At 32.8% G+C, this 18,793-nt stretch carries 23 protein-coding genes and 2 tRNA genes; 18 read left to right on the top strand and 7 right to left on the bottom strand.

All coding sequences use genetic code 11. From position 1 onward, the window contains the following. Positions 1–175 precede the first annotated feature (175 nt). The 12 genes from AB3G39_RS05630 (at position 176) to AB3G39_RS05575 (ending at position 9,369) form a co-directional block, all read left to right on the top strand. Positions 176–1,153 (top strand): M23 family metallopeptidase, encoded by a 978-nt coding sequence (locus AB3G39_RS05630; protein WP_367754943.1) that lies wholly within the window; start codon positions 176–178, stop codon positions 1,151–1,153. Positions 1,154–1,224: 71 nt separating this feature from the next. Then, positions 1,225–1,557 carry a MerR family transcriptional regulator gene (locus AB3G39_RS05625; protein ID WP_367754945.1) on the top strand — a complete coding sequence of 111 codons (333 nt, stop codon included), beginning with the start codon at positions 1,225–1,227 and terminating at the stop codon, positions 1,555–1,557. A 12-nt stretch (positions 1,558–1,569) separates the two neighbouring features. After that, entirely contained in the window at positions 1,570–2,157 is a 588-nt protein-coding gene (locus tag AB3G39_RS05620; RefSeq protein WP_369766205.1) for a LemA family protein, read from the top strand. A 94-nt stretch (positions 2,158–2,251) separates the two neighbouring features. After that, positions 2,252–2,689 (top strand): TPM domain-containing protein, encoded by a 438-nt coding sequence (locus AB3G39_RS05615; protein WP_369769735.1) that lies wholly within the window; start codon positions 2,252–2,254, stop codon positions 2,687–2,689. Between the two features lies 1 nt (position 2,690). Continuing rightward, positions 2,691–3,503, top strand: coding sequence for a YgcG family protein (locus tag AB3G39_RS05610; RefSeq protein ID WP_369766203.1), 813 nt, complete (start codon positions 2,691–2,693; stop codon positions 3,501–3,503). 95 nt (positions 3,504–3,598) lie between these two features. Beyond that, entirely contained in the window at positions 3,599–4,012 is a 414-nt protein-coding gene (locus tag AB3G39_RS05605) for an Rrf2 family transcriptional regulator (RefSeq protein WP_367771845.1), read from the top strand. A gap of 306 nt (positions 4,013–4,318) precedes the next feature. Continuing rightward, complete coding sequence (locus tag AB3G39_RS05600; protein WP_369769734.1) at positions 4,319–5,467, top strand: porin; 1,149 nt, start codon at positions 4,319–4,321, stop codon at positions 5,465–5,467. 26 nt (positions 5,468–5,493) lie between these two features. Further along, entirely contained in the window at positions 5,494–6,441 is a 948-nt protein-coding gene (locus AB3G39_RS05595) for a PstS family phosphate ABC transporter substrate-binding protein (RefSeq protein ID WP_369766201.1), read from the top strand. 89 nt (positions 6,442–6,530) lie between these two features. Further along, positions 6,531–7,424 (top strand): phosphate ABC transporter permease subunit PstC, encoded by an 894-nt coding sequence (gene pstC / locus AB3G39_RS05590; protein ID WP_367771851.1) that lies wholly within the window; start codon positions 6,531–6,533, stop codon positions 7,422–7,424. A gap of 10 nt (positions 7,425–7,434) precedes the next feature. After that, the gene (gene pstA, locus AB3G39_RS05585) at positions 7,435–8,274 is read left to right on the top strand and encodes a phosphate ABC transporter permease PstA (RefSeq protein WP_369766200.1); all 840 of its coding nucleotides are present in this window, start codon (positions 7,435–7,437) and stop codon (positions 8,272–8,274) included. Further along, entirely contained in the window at positions 8,271–9,032 is a 762-nt protein-coding gene (gene pstB / locus AB3G39_RS05580; RefSeq protein WP_367771853.1) for a phosphate ABC transporter ATP-binding protein PstB, read from the top strand. The genes pstA and pstB overlap by 4 nt, the downstream gene beginning before the upstream one ends. A gap of 109 nt (positions 9,033–9,141) precedes the next feature. Next, positions 9,142–9,369, top strand: coding sequence for a hypothetical protein (locus tag AB3G39_RS05575; RefSeq protein ID WP_367771854.1), 228 nt, complete (start codon positions 9,142–9,144; stop codon positions 9,367–9,369). Between the two features lie 130 nt (positions 9,370–9,499). On the opposite strand, the gene AB3G39_RS05570 is transcribed toward AB3G39_RS05575, so the two are convergent. Both AB3G39_RS05570 and der read right to left on the bottom strand, forming a co-directional pair. Further along, positions 9,500–10,291 carry an SDR family oxidoreductase gene (locus AB3G39_RS05570; protein ID WP_369766199.1) on the bottom strand — a complete coding sequence of 264 codons (792 nt, stop codon included), beginning with the start codon at positions 10,289–10,291 and terminating at the stop codon, positions 9,500–9,502. A 78-nt stretch (positions 10,292–10,369) separates the two neighbouring features. Next, positions 10,370–11,680 (bottom strand): ribosome biogenesis GTPase Der, encoded by a 1,311-nt coding sequence (der, locus tag AB3G39_RS05565; RefSeq protein WP_367754970.1) that lies wholly within the window; start codon positions 11,678–11,680, stop codon positions 10,370–10,372. Between the two features lie 104 nt (positions 11,681–11,784). Here der and AB3G39_RS05560 point away from each other — a divergent pair, with 104 nt between their 5' ends. Next, positions 11,785–12,282 carry a hypothetical protein gene (locus AB3G39_RS05560; protein WP_369752489.1) on the top strand — a complete coding sequence of 166 codons (498 nt, stop codon included), beginning with the start codon at positions 11,785–11,787 and terminating at the stop codon, positions 12,280–12,282. Between the two features lie 69 nt (positions 12,283–12,351). Here AB3G39_RS05560 and era read toward each other — a convergent pair whose 3' ends face one another. After that, the gene (era, locus tag AB3G39_RS05555; protein ID WP_367771859.1) at positions 12,352–13,233 is read right to left on the bottom strand and encodes a GTPase Era; all 882 of its coding nucleotides are present in this window, start codon (positions 13,231–13,233) and stop codon (positions 12,352–12,354) included. A 116-nt stretch (positions 13,234–13,349) separates the two neighbouring features. On the opposite strand from era, the gene AB3G39_RS05550 reads away from it, so the two are divergent. Both AB3G39_RS05550 and AB3G39_RS05545 read left to right on the top strand, forming a co-directional pair. After that, a tRNA-Met gene (locus AB3G39_RS05550) sits at positions 13,350–13,422 on the top strand. A gap of 34 nt (positions 13,423–13,456) precedes the next feature. Next, a tRNA-Met gene (locus AB3G39_RS05545) sits at positions 13,457–13,529 on the top strand. An 89-nt stretch (positions 13,530–13,618) separates the two neighbouring features. Here AB3G39_RS05545 and AB3G39_RS05540 read toward each other — a convergent pair. Next, entirely contained in the window at positions 13,619–13,963 is a 345-nt protein-coding gene (locus AB3G39_RS05540) for a hypothetical protein (RefSeq protein ID WP_369769733.1), read from the bottom strand. Between AB3G39_RS05540 and AB3G39_RS05535 the strand changes: the two genes are divergently transcribed. Then, positions 13,950–14,669, top strand: coding sequence for an alpha/beta hydrolase (locus AB3G39_RS05535; protein WP_369769812.1), 720 nt, complete (start codon positions 13,950–13,952; stop codon positions 14,667–14,669). The genes AB3G39_RS05540 and AB3G39_RS05535 overlap by 14 nt on opposite strands. A 108-nt stretch (positions 14,670–14,777) precedes the next feature. Here AB3G39_RS05535 and AB3G39_RS05530 read toward each other — a convergent pair whose 3' ends face one another. Further along, positions 14,778–15,632, bottom strand: a complete 855-nt coding sequence (locus tag AB3G39_RS05530) for a leucine-rich repeat domain-containing protein (protein ID WP_367771865.1) — start codon at positions 15,630–15,632, stop codon at positions 14,778–14,780. A gap of 179 nt (positions 15,633–15,811) precedes the next feature. Here AB3G39_RS05530 and AB3G39_RS05525 point away from each other — a divergent pair, with 179 nt between their 5' ends. After that, positions 15,812–16,294 (top strand): DUF1761 domain-containing protein, encoded by a 483-nt coding sequence (locus AB3G39_RS05525; protein WP_367771867.1) that lies wholly within the window; start codon positions 15,812–15,814, stop codon positions 16,292–16,294. Positions 16,295–16,357: 63 nt separating this feature from the next. Here AB3G39_RS05525 and AB3G39_RS05520 read toward each other — a convergent pair whose 3' ends face one another. Next, the gene (locus tag AB3G39_RS05520; protein WP_367771869.1) at positions 16,358–16,636 is read right to left on the bottom strand and encodes a 4a-hydroxytetrahydrobiopterin dehydratase; all 279 of its coding nucleotides are present in this window, start codon (positions 16,634–16,636) and stop codon (positions 16,358–16,360) included. Positions 16,637–16,732: 96 nt separating this feature from the next. Between AB3G39_RS05520 and AB3G39_RS05515 the strand changes: the two genes are divergently transcribed. Further along, positions 16,733–17,881 carry a GNAT family N-acetyltransferase gene (locus AB3G39_RS05515; protein ID WP_369766197.1) on the top strand — a complete coding sequence of 383 codons (1,149 nt, stop codon included), beginning with the start codon at positions 16,733–16,735 and terminating at the stop codon, positions 17,879–17,881. Positions 17,882–17,889: 8 nt separating this feature from the next. Here the strand turns inward: AB3G39_RS05515 and AB3G39_RS05510 are convergent, their stop codons facing one another. Further along, positions 17,890–18,759: a diacylglycerol kinase family protein gene (locus AB3G39_RS05510; RefSeq protein ID WP_369766196.1), complete on the bottom strand. Its 870-nt coding sequence runs from the start codon at positions 18,757–18,759 to the stop codon at positions 17,890–17,892. Positions 18,760–18,793: the final 34 nt, after the last annotated feature.

Here is an 18,793-nt window from a genome sequence, read left to right as displayed (position 1 = left end):
GGAAGCTCCTGCCAGCGCAGTAGAAAAAAAGATTTCAAGACGAGAACTTGAAACGAATAGCTGGAATAGGCACATTATTTTATTTATTCCTGAAAAAAGGGTTGAACAAATGAAACATTTATTAAATTTGTTCGACTAACATTTTACAATGTGCAAAAATAGGGTATTTTAAAACATGGCGAAAGTAAAATATTATTACGATTCCGAAAATCTAGCATATCGAAAAATAAAAACAAAAAAAAGATGGAAATTCGGTTTTGCCATCTTGTTTTTAGTGGCTTCTGCATTGTTTGGCGTTTTAAGTTTTGTCGTTTTATTGAACACCCCTTATTTCGACACTCCAAAGGATCGATTGTTATTGCGTGAAATTGAAAATTTAAAACTGAATTATGCTGTTTTAAATAAAAAAATGGACGAGGTGGATGATGTCATTGTAGCTATTGAAGATCGAGATAACAATTTATACCGCACGTACTTTAATACTGCTCCGATTCCCGAAGAGGAAAGAAAATCAGGTTTTGGAGATGTAAACCGGTATGTAGCACTTGAAGGATATAACAATACACAACTGGTTTTAAATACCACAAAAAGAATAGATGTTTTGAGTAAAGAATTGGCAATTCAATCTAAATCTTTGGACTATATTTTAAAATTAGCCAAAGAAAAAAACAAGCTATTGTCATCTATTCCTGCCATTCAGCCAGTCCGAAATGAAAACTTGAAACGTATGGCTTCTGGTTTTGGATATCGAACAGATCCATTTACCAAAGCGCGTAAAATGCATGAGGGAATGGACTTTACAGCCAAAACAGGCTCTCCAATCTACGCCACTGGAGATGGTGTTATAGCTGAAGCCAATAGTAATGCTTCAGGTTTTGGTAATCATGTGGTCATTAGGCATGGTTATGGATACGAAACGTTGTATGCGCATTTAAGCAAATACAACTGCAAAGCGGGACAAAGAGTGAAGCGTGGAGATATTATAGGGTATGTAGGAAGCACAGGGCGATCTGAAGCACCACATTGCCATTACGAAGTACATAAAGATGGAAAAGTAGTGAACCCACTTAATTTCTATTACGGAAATATATCGGCAGTGGAATATGTAGCCATATCAAAATTAGCCAACCAAGAGAACCAGTCACTGGATTAATTTATAATATAGACGTTATAAAATGGAGCGTTTGGCTTTAAAATTATAACATTAAACTTTTAAACAAGAAAATGCATATAGAACTTTCAAAAGATAAAAGATATTACAGCATTGGGGAAATCTCCAAAGCTTTTAATGTTAATGCATCCTTAATTCGTTTTTGGGATAGTGAATTTGATATTCTAAAGCCTAAGAAAAATGCCAAAGGAAATCGAATGTTTACTCCAGAGGATGTGACCAATTTACAGCTCATTTATCATTTAGTAAAAGAAAGAGGTTTTACACTGGAAGGAGCAAAAACGCATTTGAAAGAAGGACAAAAGAAAACCTTAGATAAGTTTGAAATTATTAGAAAATTAGAAACGATACGAACACAATTAACAAATATTAAAAACCAACTTTAAAATTAAATAAACATGAAAAGATTTTTGCCTTGGATTATTGGAGCTGTACTTATTTTAGGAATATACAGCTGGGTTAAAGGAATAAACAATACTGCTGTAACCTTAAACCAAACAGTAGAACAATCATGGGGAGACGTACAAACGGCTTATCAAAGACGTAATGACTTGATTGGAAATTTAGTTAATACTGTAAAAGGAGCAGCTGATTTTGAAAAAAGCACTTTGACTGCAGTAATTGAAGCTAGAGCAAAAGCAACTCAAGTTACAGTGGACCCAGCAAACATTACTCCAGAACAATTAGCTGAATTCAACAAAGCACAAAGTGGTGTTAGTAGTTCATTATCTCGTTTATTGGTAACGGTAGAGCAATACCCTGATTTAAAAGCGAATCAAAACTTCTTGAAATTACAAGATGAATTGGCGAGTACTGAAAATCAAATCTTAACGGCTAGAACTCGTTTTAACGAAGCAGTAAAACCATACAACACACACATCAAAACGTTCCCAAACAGCCTTTTTGCTGGAATGTTTGGATTCAAAGAAAAAGCATACTTTAACGCTGTTGAAGGTGCTGATAAACCCGTAGAAGTAAAATTCTAAAAACCGAATTTAAATTTTTGAGTACCGATTTTTGATAGCAGAATAAAAACTTCTCCAATCAGAAATCGTTACTCTTCATTAAAAAATAATTTCCATGTCAAAAGTAGAAGATTTTTTAACACAAGAAGAAGAACAAGAAATTGTAGAAGCGATTCGCGTGGCCGAAAAATACACCTCTGGCGAAATAAGAGTACATCTTGAAAAAACGACAGAATTAGATCCTTTTGATCGTGCTTTAGAAGTTTTTAATGAATTAAAAATGGATGAAACCCAACTGAAAAATGGAGTTTTAATCTACCTAGCTGTAAAAGACAAAACCTTTGTGATTTGTGGTGACCAAGGAATTAATGAAATTGTAGCTAATGATTTCTGGGATAGTACCAAAGACATAATGGTTACTCACTTTAAAAATGGCAATTTCAAACAAGGTTTGATTGATGGTATTTTAAAAGCGGGTGAAGAATTAAAAAAACATTTTCCATGGTCCGAAGATGATACGAATGAATTATCAAACGAAATATCTAAAGGATAATATGATTATATCTAAATCGAATACCCTACTTTTTTTCAAACTACTTATTTGTTTTTTTATTACTCAAATAGGTTTTGCACAATATACAATACCCAAAGTCCCTAGTGAACAAACCTCTGTTTATGATTATGCTAATCTTTTAAGTGCGTCAGAAAAAGCACAACTTGAAGAAAAATTAATCCATTATTCAGATACCACAACTACGCAAATCGTTGTTATTACTATTGAAAGTTTACAAAACGAAGATGTAAGTCAACTAGCAACTAAATGGGCTCAAACTTGGGGAATTGGAGGAACTGCAAAAGACGATAATGGAGTTATTATTTTGGTGGCTAAAGCCGAAAGAAAAATTGCAATCAACCCCGGTTACGGATTGGAAGATCGATTAACAGCGGGAATTGGAGGAGAAATAATTCGAAATATAATTACACCTGAATTCAAAGCCGGAAGTTATTACAATGGTTTAGACAAAGGAACTGATGCTCTTTTTGATGTTTTCAAAGGGAAGTACAAAGGAGAAAGAAAACAAACGCAGCAAAAAGACTTTCCAATTTTACCATTTATTGTTATTATCATCATCATCCTTGTTCTTATTTCTAAAAATAAAGGTGGCGGTGGCGGAAACTCTGGAAATCGCGGTGGTCGTGGCCCTAGTTTACTAGATGTCATTATCTTAAGCAGTCTTGGACGTGGCGGAGGCGGTGGTTTCGGTGGCGGTTCATCAGGAGGTGGATTTGGCGGCGGAGGCGGTGGCTTCGGTGGTGGATTTGGTGGAGGAGGATTCTCTGGTGGAGGCTCTAGTGGAGGCTGGTAATTATTTATTAGAACCTTTTTATAAAACGATCAACGGTACTATAAAATAATACCCTTGCAAAAATGCATACAATAATTTTAAATCCATACTAGTAAATGCTTTCACACAAAGCCAAATACGCACTAAAAGCACTACTCTTTTTAGCTCAGCAAGATGAAAATCATATTTCAAGAACAATTGAAATTGCAGAAGAGGCCAATATTCCAAAAAAGTTTTTGGAACAAATCTTATTGGATCTAAAACGAGGACATTATGTGGGTAGTAAACAGGGCAAATTTGGAGGTTATTATCTTTTAAAATCTAAAAACGACATCACTTTAGCCGATATTTATCGGTTATTTGATGGCGCTATTGCCCTTTTACCTTGCGCTTCTTTAAATTTTTATGAGCGATGTGCTGATTGCACCAGCGAACACAACTGCCTGTTGCGAAGCGGATTAATCACTGTTAGAGATGAAACTTTAAAGGCAATGGAAGAAATCACAATTGCTTCATTAGTAAAAAAATAAAAATTTTATTTTAAACTCTACTAATTACATAGAATTAATTATATATTTGTTGAAAATTATATAACACTAACTAGTTAAAGTAATTTTAAAAATAGTGCGTTTTTTAAACTCGACTAATCCTATATAATTAATTACATTATGAGACCAATTCAATCAAAAACTGAAATTTTAAATACTATAGCATTTTTAAAATTTAGAGCAATGGATTCTTTTTGTTATATGTGCCTTCGGGCATACTAAGCACTGTTTCATTAGAAATAAAAAAAAGAAAATAAAAAAGTATCCAATATAGATTTAAAAATAAAAATGAAAACAAAATACATACTCCTACTGATCATCACTTTTTTTTCAGTCGAAATAGTTTCGGCACAATCATCAGATGACTTAATCAATTTACTAATTCAAAAAGGCATTGTAAAACAAACTGATGCTGATTCGCTTCGTGCTGAATATGCTTTCAAACAACAAGAAGTAAAAGAAAAACAAAAACTATTTAATGTTCTTTCCAGCCGCAATATTACTATTGGTGGTTACACCCAGGTTCGCTATCAATCTTTACAAGAGCCAGGAAAGCCAGACGGCTTTGACATAAGAAGAGCTCGTTTTGATCTAAAAGGCAATTTTTCGCCAGAATGGGAATACCGACTGCAAACTGAATTTGCAATCAGCACCAAAATAATAGATGCCTATTTTGTCTACAAACCATTTGAGTTCTTAAAAATAACAGGAGGACAATTTTTAATTCCCAATTCATTAGATAGTACCACTTCGGACAATTTATTAGAAACCATTGACCGCGCTCAAATAAGTGGCTTAACAGGACGAAATAAAGATGCAATAGGAGATCAAAATGGCCGCGATATAGGAATACAAGCGAGTGGTAGTTTATTCAAAACAGCTTCAAATCGTTTTTTACTAGATTATTATGTAGCTTATTTTGATGGACAAGGAATCAATATCACTGCCGATAAAAACGAATCCAAAGACATTGCAGCTAGAATTGTAGGTCATCCTTATTCCTTTTTGGATTTTGGTATCTCATATTCAAACGGTCATGACTCATGGACTACGCCAGCTAGAAACCAAGACCAAGTACGTACTGGAGCTGATGTCGCAGTAAATTATAATGACTTTTCATTTAGAGCCGAATATTTACAAGCACAACAAGGCACTTATATTGTAAATGGAGTAAATAGAGATCTACTTAAGGACGGCTGGTATGCGCAGCTAGGCTATTTTGCACTACCTAAAAAACTACAATTTGTAGCAAAATACGACACGTTTGACCCTACAAAAAACAATCCTAAAAACGACATAACTTCATTCTATACACTTGGTGCCAATTTATATCCAAATTCATTTGTGAAATTTCAAGTCAACTACAAGCACAAAAGTGAACAAGGATATTCAATCAACAAAGATGAAGTCATCGCACAACTACAATTAAAATTCTAATTAATAAAATCCCTAAAATAAATAAAATGAAAACAAATAAAATCACATTAATAGCCGTAATAATTTTAGTATTGGCAAATGCGACCGCTTCAAAAGTAGCGGCACAAGATTTAAAAGGAAATATCAGTATCTCTGGAGCATTTGCTTTGTATCCCATTACAGTAAAATGGGCAGAAGAATTCAAAAAAATCAATCCAAATGTAAAAATTGACATTCAAGCAGGAGGAGCTGGAAAAGGAATAACTGATGTACTTTCTAAAGTAACAGATATTGGTTTAGTATCTCGTGATCTAAATGCGGCAGAGTTTAAAAAAGGAGCTTTTGCCATTGCTGTAACTAAAGATGCTGTGATACCTACAATAAGTGCTACGAGTCCATACAAAAAAGTACTGTATGAAAAAGGAGTTAAAAAAGAGGCATTTAACCACATCTTTATTACTGGAAAATACAAAACATGGAATAACTTAGGTTTTAAAAGCGAAGCTCCAATACATGTTTATACTAGATCTGATGCATCAGGAGCTGCTGAAACTTGGGCTAAATATTTCAATAAAAAACAGGAAGATTTACAAGGTGTGGCTGTCTTTGGTGATCCAGGTTTAGCACAGGCAGTAAAAAGAGATCCTTCTGGATTAGGGTTCAATAATATCGTGTATATCTATGATACCAAAACAAATAAACCAACAAATGGAGTTGTTCCAGTACCAATAGATTTGAATAACAATGGAAAATTAGATCCAGATGAGAATTTTTATGATGATATCGATCAATTAATTGCGGCTATTGTTAGTGGAAAATATCCATCGCCTCCCGCTAGAGATTTATATTTTGTGACTATAAATAAACCTACTAATCCAATCGTAAAAGAATTTATAAAATACATTCTTACTGATGGACAGAAATTTGTTCAAGAAGCAGGATATATTAAGTTTTCAAAAGAAAAAATCGCTAAAGAGTTAGAGAAAGTAAAATAAATAAATCGTTTCATATTCCCTTTAGCAATAATGGAAAGAACTTATAATTCCTTCTACAATCGAACTAATTGGAGTTTAAATAGTAAAAAATGAAAAACATACGACTCCTGAAAGACAGTGCATTGAGCAAACTATTTTTAGTACTGACACTATTATCAATTTCTACAGTACTATTTATAGGTTTGGGTTTGTTTTACAAATCTTTCCCTCTATTAAAAACACATTCTTTGACTAATTTACTATTTTCATCAGAATGGAAACCTTTCAAAGAAGCCTTCGGATTTTATCCTTTTATTATTGGAACACTATGGGTAACGGCAATAGCAATATGTATCGCATTGCCACTATCAATACTTACGGCAATCTTTCTTTCAGAATATGCTCCAATAAAAATCCGGAAATTGATTTTGCCGCTTATTGAATTATTATCAGGAATACCACCTGTTCTTTTTGGAGTTTGGGGCGTGCTGGTTATCGTTCCATTAATACAAGATAAGATAGCGCCTCATTTTATAACATTCACAACAGGATATTCTATACTGGCAGGAGGGATTGTATTGGCCATTATGATTTTTCCGCTTATTATCAGTATTCTGATAGAAGTGTTTGATAATGTTCCGCAAGAACTAAGAGATGCTTCATTAGCTCTGGGTGCAACAAAATGGCAAACCACAAAAAAAGTACTTCTTAGAAAAACATCTGATGGGATAATAGCGGGAGTAGTTCTGGCCATTTCCAGAGCATTTGGAGAAACTATCGCCGTATTAATGGTTTGTGGAAACTTAGCACAAGTCCCAAATACGGTTTTTGATTCAGGATATCCTTTGCCCGCACTTATTGCTAATAATTATGGAGAAATGATGTCGATTCCTATGTATGACTCGGCACTAATGTTTGCTGCATTACTCCTATTTGTCATTATCTTTTTGTTTAATGCCCTGTCTAGAATTATTTTATTCCGAATTGAAAAAAGAACCAATTAAATCCATCAAGATGAGAAAATTAGAAGAAAATATAGTTAAGTTTTTGATGGTACTCAGTACATTCATCATCAGTAGTACTTTGTTCCTGATATTGTATACCATTTTTTCAAAAGGTATCGGATCCTTGAGTTGGGACATGATTTCAAAAATTCCAGAAGGAGGATTTTACATTGGTAAAGGAGGAGGAATTCTGAATGCTATAATTGGGTCCATATACATCACTATTGGCGCTACATTTCTAGGTCTATTAATCAGCATTCCTGTTGTAATTTACATCAATGTTTATGCAAATAAAAACTCGCTCTTAGCTAACATTACGAGATTGAGTTATGATATTTTATTTGGAATTCCATCGATTGTTTATGGAGCCTTTGGATTTGGCATCATGGTATATATGGGATTAAAAACCTCATTAATAGCGGGTATTATAACAGTAACCTTATTAATAATCCCCATTCTTGTACGAGCCATAGATGAAGCGGTACGGGTTATTCCTGAAGAAATGAGCAGTGCGGTTTATTCCCTTGGAGGAACACGTTATGAAACAGCCAAAATTTTATTGCGACAATCTATTCCTGGAATCATAACCGCTATTTTATTATCATTTGGTAGAGCAATTGGTGATGCAGCTTGTGTACTTTTCACTGCTGGTTTTACAGATAGTATTCCAACTTCACTTGATCAACCTGCTGCAACACTGCCACTATCCATATTTTTTCAATTAAGCAGTCCAATACAAGAAGTCCAAAACAGAGCCTATGCATCAGCAGTTATATTAACTATAATAGTTCTGGTTATAAGTATCTCAGCAAAAATAATAAGCAAAAATCTTTCAAAAAATAAAATATGATCATTCAACCACATATTAGTATACAAAACTTAAACGTACACATTGGAGAAAACCACATCCTTAAAAACATCAATCTGGATATTCCTGATAAAAAAGTAACGTCATTAATTGGCCCTTCTGGATGTGGAAAAACAACGCTTTTAAAAACCATGAACCGATTACTAGACCGACAAACCGATGTACGTGTAGAAGGAAAAGTTTTAGTTGATGGCGAAAACATCTATGATCCAAAAATTGAAGTTACACACATTAGAAAAAAAATGGGATTACTCTCGCAAAGACCTTTTCCATTACCAATGAATATCTATGACAATATTGCTTATGGGCAACGAATTCATGGAAATAATAACAAAAAAGAATTAGATGAAATTGTAGAAAAACAACTTCGGGCTGTAAATCTTTGGGATGAAGTCAAAGACCGATTAAAATCACCTGCGACACGTTTATCCATAGGGCAACAACAACGATTGTGTTTAGCAAGAGGACTTGCTATTGAACCCGAAATCATTTTGGGTGACGAGCCAACCTCAGCATTGGATCCCATTTCTACACAACATATAGAAGAATTGTTTTTGCAGCTTAAGGACAAATATACCATTGTATTGGTAACACATATCCTTCGACAAGCACGCAGGGTTTCTGACTATATTGGTTTTGTGTATATGGGTGAAATTATTGAATTTGGTCCTACCGAGGAAATATTATTAAACCCGAAAGAAAAATTGACTAAGGACTATGTAAAAGGTTTTTTGAGTTAGATTGTAGCGTTAAAATCCACAGTTTTGTATTTAAAATTAACATATTGATTATAAGTTATTTAACTTATAAAAAAGTGCGTTTATCGTAACTTTAATAGAAAACAAAGCCATGAAAAATTTTGCAATTCAACTCGTGTGGTTTACCACTTTGTATGTATTTATTTTTGCCGGTTTATGTCAATTCAACATCCCATTAGCGGTATTAATCAGTTTGCTCATTTTTGGACATTTACTAATACTCTTTATGGTTTATACGGTTCTCAAAGATAAATACACCACTACAAAAACCTTTAAAGACTGGTATGAAGATCATCCCATGGACACTTTGGATGAGTAGAAACACCATTAGTTTCATTAAAGGTATTGATGTAAGAATGCGGCTCAGCTGCTGTTATTTCTGCTATAGGAAGAAGGCATTAAAGTTTCACTACATGCCTTCTTCCTTTTTTTATTGTAAAGATCAAAAACTAACGTACTTTACTTTTTAATACAAAACGATGCAGCAACTTCGGAAAAAAGCGTTTTAAATAAATGCCTAAAACTTCTTTTCCACCAATATAAGCCTCAAATTTATTAGCCTCTACAGCCTTAACTAGTTTTTTAGCAAAAACATCAACGGCCATTCCGTTTAAGGTTGCAATATCATCCTTATTTTGTTTTGTACCATCTCCTGTGAGTGCATTTATAGCCACATTAGTTTGAATAAAACCAGGGCAAATTAATGTTACATTGATATTATCTTTTTCATGCTCCATACGTAACACATCAAAAAAACCGTGTAAAGCATGTTTTGCACCACAATAACCGGAACGATATGGAGAGCCAAATTTCCCCATCAAACTGGTAATAGTTACAAAATATCCTTTTTGATTTTGAATAAAATGAGGCAATAACGCCTTTGATAATGCTACAGTGCCAAGATAATCCACTTCAATCAGTTTTTTATCCACTTCAAAGTCTGTTTCTACCAAAAGAGAACGTTGACTTACTCCCCCATTATTTATAAGAATATCAATTTTTCCAAAAAAAGAAATTGCATCGGCTACCTGTTTTTTGGCATTATCAAAATCCGACAAATCAAATGGTAAAACCGCAACTTCTGAATTTGCACATTTGGATTTTACCCGTTCTAAGTTTTCAATATTACGCGCCGATAGAATGAGTTTACAATTGCGGCCTGATAACTCATAGGCCAAAGCCTTTCCTATACCACTTGAAGCTCCTGTTATCCAAACTACCTTGTTATTTATGGAATCCATTTTTCTTATAAAAGTAAAAAAGTTTATCGAGTTATTACTAACTCAATAAACTTTCTGAAAACATTGTAGAAATAAAAACTATTTCTCTCTAATATAGATATCTATTGGCACTCCTGAAAAGTCCCAGTTGTCACGAATTTTATTTTCAAGATAACGTTTGTACGGTTCTTTTACGTATTGTGGCATATTGGCAAAAAACACAAACTGAGGCGTTGGTGTTGGTAATTGCATACAATATTTAATTTTTACATATTTCCCTTTTGTTGCTGGTGGCGGGTATGCTTCAATCACTTTCAACATGTATTCGTTGAATTTTGAAGTAGCAATACGTTGTTGTCTGCTTTCGTACACTTTTACCGTAGCTTCTAATGCTTTCAATAAACGTTGTTTTGTTAATGCAGATACAAAAAGAATAGGCACATCCGTAAATGGCATTAATTCTTCTCTAATTTTATCTTCATAATCTCTAGTAGACATGGTTTCTTTTTCAACTAAATCCCATTTGTTTACTAAGATCACAACCCCTTTTCTGTTTTTTTCAGCCAACCAAAAAATACTTTGATCCTGACCTTCAAATCCACGAGTAGCATCAATAATTAAAATACAAATATCAGCATGTTCAATGGCACGAACAGAACGCATTACAGAATAAAATTCTAAATCTTCCTTTACTTTAGCTTTACGACGGATTCCCGCTGTATCCACTAAATTGAATTCGAAACCAAAACGGTCAAATTTTGTATCAATAGAATCACGAGTTGTCCCCGCAATATCAGTAACTATATAACGATCTTTTCCAATCAATGCATTGATAAAACTTGACTTTCCAGCATTTGGACGACCTACAACTGCAAAACGAGGTAATGCAATTTCCTCTTGTGTTGGTTCTGGTTTTATTGGGAATGCTTCAATTAAAGCATCTAATAAATCTCCAGTTCCACTTCCTGAAATACTTGCAAAAGTGTAATATTCCCCTAATCCTAGGTTGTAAAACTCAATAGCATCTTTTTCACGCATTGCGTTATCTACCTTATTTACAGCTAGCAAAACAGGCTTAGTCACTTTACGCAATAATCTCGCAACGGCATCATCCATTGGTGTGATCCCTTCTTCAACATCAACTACAAATATGATAACATCAGCCTCATCGATAGCCAATTCTACTTGTTTACGGATTTCGCCTTCAAAAACATCATCAGAACCACGTACATAACCTCCTGTATCAATTACAGAAAATTCCTTTCCATTCCATTCACTTTTACCATAGTTTCTGTCACGGGTAACTCCCGAAACTGAATCTACTATAGCTTCTCTTCTTTGTATCAGCCTATTAAAAAGGGTTGATTTCCCTACATTAGGTCTTCCTACTATCGCAACAATATTGTTCATAATATAAATTCAAATATTTTGCAAAGGTAGTGTAAAAAGCGTGAATATCAATTATTTTACTATATTAGCTATAATCAACATTTTAACCCTTTAAAATCGATTAGATGGATACTGAAAATGAGATTACACTTCGTTTGCGTTTTCATAAAGATATTAAAGAAAACAGCGCTTCTCTACTTTTAAAATTCGAAAACTATTCTAAAATAAAATCGGAGGATTTCACCATAAAGACAAGTGATAATCACATTTGGTTAGCCATAGTCCCAGCAAAAAGAAAATATTGGACTCCACATTTGCATTTGGAATTAGAACCTAAAAGTGATTCCGAAACTCATATTAGAGGATTATATGGACCAGACCCTACACTTTGGACCTTCTTCATGTTTCTCCATTTTATAATTGCAGGTATATTTCTAATTTTTTGTGCGATTGCTTATTCGGACTATATTTTAAAAAATTCCATTACTTTAGATTTGATTATCATTACGTTGATGACTTTCTTTTGGTTTTTCCTATATTATCTAGCTAAATCCATTCGGAAAAAAGGACATCCGCAAATGAACGAATTGGAAAATTATTTTAATACCATTTTAGAATCGTAATAAAAATAAAAAAGCCCCGATACAATCACTAAAGATCGTATCGGGGCTTTTAATATAACTTCAATAAAACTATTGATTGTAACCAAAACGTTTTAACATATTGGCATTGCTTCTCCAGTTTTTATTTACCTTCACATATAGTTCAATATGTATTTGTTTTCCAAAAAACTTCTCTAAATCAGCACGAGAATCCATCCCCACTTTCTTTAAAGCGGCTCCTTTGTGACCTATTACAATTCCTTTTTGAGTTTCGCGCTCCACCATAATCAAAGAACGGATTCTAATGATGTTCTCATCCTCAAAAAACTCTTCGGTTACAATTTCTACCGCATAAGGAATTTCTTTGCTGTAATTCAATAAGATTTTTTCACGAATAGTCTCGTTAACGAAAAAACGTTCCGGTTTATCCGTTAATTGATCTTTTGGATAATAAGCTGGTGATTCTGGTAAAAGAGTAATTATTCTTTGGAAAACTTCAGGAACATTAAAGTTTTGCAATGCTGATATTGGAAAAATTTCGGCATTAGGTACTTTTTCAGCCCAGAAAGCTACTTGTTCTTCTAATTTTTCTTGATTAGAAGTATCTATTTTATTCAATAATAATAGTACTGGAATTTTGGCGTGGATGATTTTATTGAAAAAAGCTTCATCTTTCAAATCTTGCTCTCCTATTTCGACCATGTAAATCAAAATATCAGCATCTTCAAATGCTGACTTTACGAAGTTCATCATCGATTCCTGCATTTCGTATGCTGGCTTAATGATTCCAGGAGTATCCGATAAAATCATTTGAAAATCTTCTCCGTTTACAATCCCTAAAATTCTGTGACGTGTTGTTTGTGCTTTGGAAGTAATGATTGATAACCTTTCTCCAACAAAGGCATTCATCAAAGTTGATTTACCAACATTTGGATTTCCAATGATATTTACAAAACCTGCTTTATGTGACATTTAATATGTATTTATTTTGCAAAGGTAGTTATATCAAGTCAATAGATGAAATAAAACATTTTTTTAAATTTATCTTGCAAATACCAAATTTCGTTGTACCTTTGCACCCGAAACAACGCGGGATAGAGCAGTAGGCAGCTCGTCGGGCTCATAACCCGAAGGTCACAGGTTCGAGTCCTGTTCCCGCTACTAAGTTAATTTTATTGAGATTACAAACGCACATCGCGGGATAGAGCAGTAGGCAGCTCGTCGGGCTCATAACCCGAAGGTCACTGGTTCGAGTCCAGTTCCCGCTACTAAGAAAGCTTCCTAGAAATAGGAGGCTTTTTTCTATTTAAGACGACAATAGCCTGAACATCCTAGTCAATCCCCTCAGTAACTTTTATTATTTAATCGCTTTTTTAAGCTTATCTAAAGAATCATCATTCCATAACTTGATTTGATCTATTGCTAAACCCGCAATTGCCAAAGCGCCATTTTTACTTAAATGGGTATCATCTGATTTTCCTTCTGGGTAATATGGAATCTCTCCTGGTTTGAAATGTAAATGCAACCCTTTTGATTTTTCGGAACCATATGAAGCTTCTAATAATTCGGAATAATATTCTAAATCTACAAAAGGTACTTTATATTCTTGTGCTACCAGACGAGTTTCTAATGGATAATCACCATGCGTCCCAACTAAAACCCCATTCTCATTAAAATTCCTCCTTGCAATTGATGAAAACAAAATTGGAACCGCTGTAATAGTATTCCCAGGAGGAGGTTATTCACATTTAGCAATAAATAAAGAAGGGAATAAAGTTGCAGAATGGTTAAATACAATGGGGATAACAGCCTATGTATTAAAATATAGGTTACCAACTGATCAAATAATGAAAGATAAAACTACTGGACCATTGCAAGATGCACAAGAAGCAATACGGTACGTGAGACGAAATGCTGCTAAATGGAATATAAATAAAAATAAAATTGGAATTATTGGATTTTCTGCTGGAGGACATTTAGCCTCAACACTAGCTACACATTATAGTGAAAAGGTTTATCAATCAACAGACACTACAAATGCTCGTCCAAACTTTTCCCTCTTAATTTACCCAGTAATTTCTATGAATAGTGAGATTACTCATCTAGGCTCACAAACTAATTTATTAGGAAATCAAGCTTCAGCATCATCAATAGAGAAGTTCTCCAATGAGTTACAAGTAACGTCCGAAACTCCAGAGGCTTTTCTTGTCCACGCATCGGATGACACAGTGGTATCAGCAAAAAATAGCATTGTTTATTATGAAGCTTTAATTAAACATAAAGTTCCAGCGGAGCTCCATTTATATGAGAAAGGTGGCCATGGTTTTGGATTGGGTAAAGAACACAGCAGTAAATATTGGACGACTGACTGTCAAAATTGGCTAAAAGAACACAAATATGTTGATTAGAAAAAGTTTCTTTCAAAAAAAAACCTGTGATGTTTTACATCACAGGTTAAACTAACTAAATTTATCACAAAAACTTATTTTAAAACAACCAAATTTTATAATATATTTTTAATCTTCAGATACTAATGGTCTTTCAACATCCATTTTTACATCTAATAGTACTGCAACACCTTTATCATTAACCATTGTCATATTTAAAGTATCTAATACTGCCAATTTTCTTGATGTTAAACCACTAAACATATTGTATGAAATATTCATTTCTTTTAGATTATTTAATTTCTCTAAATCGAAAGGAACTTGTCCATCCATATTATTTTCAAATAAGCTAAGGTTTTCTAAATTTTCTAAATTGGCAACATTAACACTTAATTTCCCAACTATTTTATTACTATTTAAAAGCAAAACTTTTAATGTTTTTACTTCATAAAGAGAGTTAGGTATTTGACCTTCAATTTCATTATTAAAAACGGCTAAAGTTTCTAAAGATTTTAAATTCCCAATTTGAGAAGGCAATTCACCAGAAATTCTATTCATGTAAAGCTCAAGATCTTTTAAATTATTCATTTCACAAATAGTAGCTGGTATAATTCCGGTCAATTTATTAAACGAAAGATCAAGTACTTTAAGTTCTTTTAAATTTTCCAAAGCATAAGGTATACTTCCAGAAATATTATTTTTATGTAAATTTAATTCTTGCAAATTGACTAAGCTTGAAATTTCACTAGGAATTTCACCAACTAAGTTATTATCAGATAAATTGATTGCAATTACTTTGTCTCCATCCAATTTGACACCATACCAAGTAGAAATTGGGGTATTTAAATCCCATTTTGTAGTCCAATTGTCTCCATTAGTTGCTTTATACAATTTCAACAGCACTGCCTTATCAGAAAAAGAAACATCTGCCATCATCGAAAATGATGTTAAAACAGTTAAAAGTAGAGTTAAAATATTTTTCATAATAATTGGGGTATTACTTATTTGATAGAATAAAAGTACTTACAAAGGAGTTTATCAACAAATAAAATCGATGAAATACATCAATTGTAATTATAATGGTATAATATTCCTACAAAAAAATGAATTATTATTAATAAAAAAAATATTACATTTGAAATATCAACTTTAAATATAACTTTATGGAAATTAACTTTTTAGCACTTGTTGTTGCTGCAATTTCAACATTACTAGTCGGTTTTGTATGGTATCATCCAAAAGTTTTTGGAACAATATGGATGAAAGAGTCAGGAATGACCGAAGACAAAATGAAAGGCGGCAATATGGCCTTGATTTTTGGCATGGCCGTTTTTTATGCTTTTTTAATTGCTATGGTCCTTCAAACCCTAACCATTCATCAATTTGGAGCCTTAAGTATGGTTGGCGGTGACGCTACAATTGCAAAACCATCTTACACAGCATTTATGGCAGATTACGGAACAGCATTTAGAACTTTTAAACATGGAGCGTTACATGGTTTCATTTCGGGACTTTTTCTTGCGTTACCCATTATTGGAACAAATGCACTTTTTGAAAGAAAAAGCTACAAGTACACGTTAGTAAGTGGTGGTTTTTGGATAGTATGTTTTATGCTAATGGGCGGAATTATTTGTGCTTGGAAATAAAAACTAAATATTCTACTCTCTATTAAAATCTCATTTCATAAAAAAATGAAATGAGATTTTTTTTTAAAAAAGCTGTTCGATGGAATTAGCTAATTCAAAATCTTTATCAGTAAGTCCGTTGGCACTATGTGTTGATAATCTAATATCTACTTTATTATACACATTAAACCACTCTGGATGATGATTTTGTTTCTCAGCCAGCAATCCAACTTGAACAATAAACCCTAGCGCTTCACTAAAATTTTTAAAAATAAAATTTTTCTCAATTGCTTCATTTTTAAAAAACCAACCTTTTATTTCTCTCAATTTAGGTTGAGCTGTTTCTTCATTGTACTTTTCCATAACAATATGTTTTTATTAAAATTAGTTAAAATTTATATAATCTCTTTCTCATTTAACTTTATATATTAATTTAGACAAATACTAATTAACTATCTATTGGGCTCTAACTTTTCATTTCAAATCTATTCTTCCTCAAAAAATCTACCTGTTGGCTGGGATTCATTAGTTGTTGACAACATCTTTCTTTCAAGTGATTATTTATCTGTTCTAGAATCATCCGCCCCTACAAATATGGATTGCCATTTTATTGGTTTGTTTCAAGACCAAGAATTAGTTGGCGCGGCTTTGTCACAATTTATTAATTTAAGTGAGGTAAGTTCTTTTGGAGAAAGAGATCATTGTTTAAAAACGGTGATTCGGAATTTAGTTTTTAAAAATCTTAGTTCGAAAGTATTGGTGATTGGAAACAATATGCTTACTGGTCAAAACAGTTACTGCTTTAATGAAAAATTACCTGTAACTGAAGGCTTAATTTTATTAGAAAAAGCATCCGAGGAATTAAAGAAAATCTTCAAAAAAAAGGCATTAAAAATACATCTCACCATTTTTAAAGATTTTGCAAATCAAGAAATTCAAAATTTTAAAATTCCTGAGTACAATTCTTTTTTCAACTTTTCCACACAACCAAATATGGTTTTTTCTATTCAAGAAACATGGAATATATTTGATGATTACATCAATGATTTATCCAAAAAATATAGAGATCAATACAAGAGAGCAAGAAAAAAAGCAACAACTATTACTAAGAAAAAATTATCTCTAGAAGAAATAAAAGAATACAATATCAGAATACATGAGTTATATATGAATGTAGCAAAGAACGCACCTTTTAATACTTTTTATTTGCCTGAAAATCATTTTGAAGAATTTAAAAAAGCACTAAAAGACCAGTTTCTTTTTTACGGTTATTTTATTGATAATGAATTAATCGGATTTAATACCTTAATAAAAAATGGCAAAGACATTGACACCTATTTCTTGGGATATGATGAGAAGCACCAACGTGAAAAAATGTTATATCTCAATATGTTGTATGATATGATTGGTTATTCAATCAATAAAGGATACAAACGAATCATTTTTGCAAGAACAGCTTTAGAAATAAAAAGTTCGGTAGGCGCAAAACCAATTAAAATGTATGGTTTAATGAAACACAGCAATCCTTTTATCAATTTATTTGTATCTAGAACGTTTAGTTATTTTGAACCTGTAATGGAATGGAAAGAAAGAAACCCATTTAAATAATAGAAATATTATGGAATAGCTACCCTCATTTTTTGAGCAGAAATTGAAATATTAAGTTCCGTTTCTAACCCATAATATTCTCCGTCAATTTGAAAACTAACCGGTCTATCTGTTTTGATTATGGCTTTGTCCGTTGAAATAATCTCAATGTCTTCGGTATCTAATGGTAAATTCCCTGTAATAATTTTGCCAAAAACAAGCAAATCTAAATTTTTTATAATTACCAATTCAAATTTACCATCATTCATCAGTCCGTTTGGATTTATAGTCACTCCTGTTCCATATTTTTGAGAATTAGCAACAACAATCATTTGTGCTAAACAGTCAAACTTTTTTCCATTTGCCTCTATTGTTGCATTAAAAGGATCTTCTCTATCAATCAAAGTATTAAATGCTTGCAAAGCATAGCCCCATTTACCATGCAGCGCATTATTTTCATAGTTTTTAATAAGTGAAGCATTCAACCCTAAGTCACTTAAATGCAAACTTTTTTTACCGTTTATTACAACTATATCTATTTCTACATAATCATTATGAAAACATATCGTTAAATTCTCCTCAAGAGTCTTTGGTAAATTTAAATCGGTTGCTAATCCATTTGCTGATCCTGCAGGTAAAATTCCAAAAATAACTTCAGCATTTTCTAATGCTTCCACTGCTAACTTTATAGTACCATCTCCTCCAGCTACAATTATTCTTTCTGGTTTGAATATATTATAAATTTCTTTAATCTTTTTGCTATCAGCATCCCCTGTTGTTTCATATAATACAAAGTTAAGGTTTTCCTTAGCGACATAAAGTGCAGTTGCCTCTATAAATTCTGATTTGTCAATTCCTCCTGACACAGGATTAGTAATCATTACGATATTCTTTTTCAAAGTTTTATTGCTTTTATTGCTTAAAAATAATTAA

The sequence above is a fragment of the Flavobacterium sp. WC2416 genome (genome assembly GCF_041200095.1).
Taxonomy (GTDB): domain Bacteria; phylum Bacteroidota; class Bacteroidia; order Flavobacteriales; family Flavobacteriaceae; genus Flavobacterium.
The sequence above is the reverse complement of the archived record's forward strand: the minus strand, read 5'-3'. Positions and strand labels throughout refer to the sequence as shown.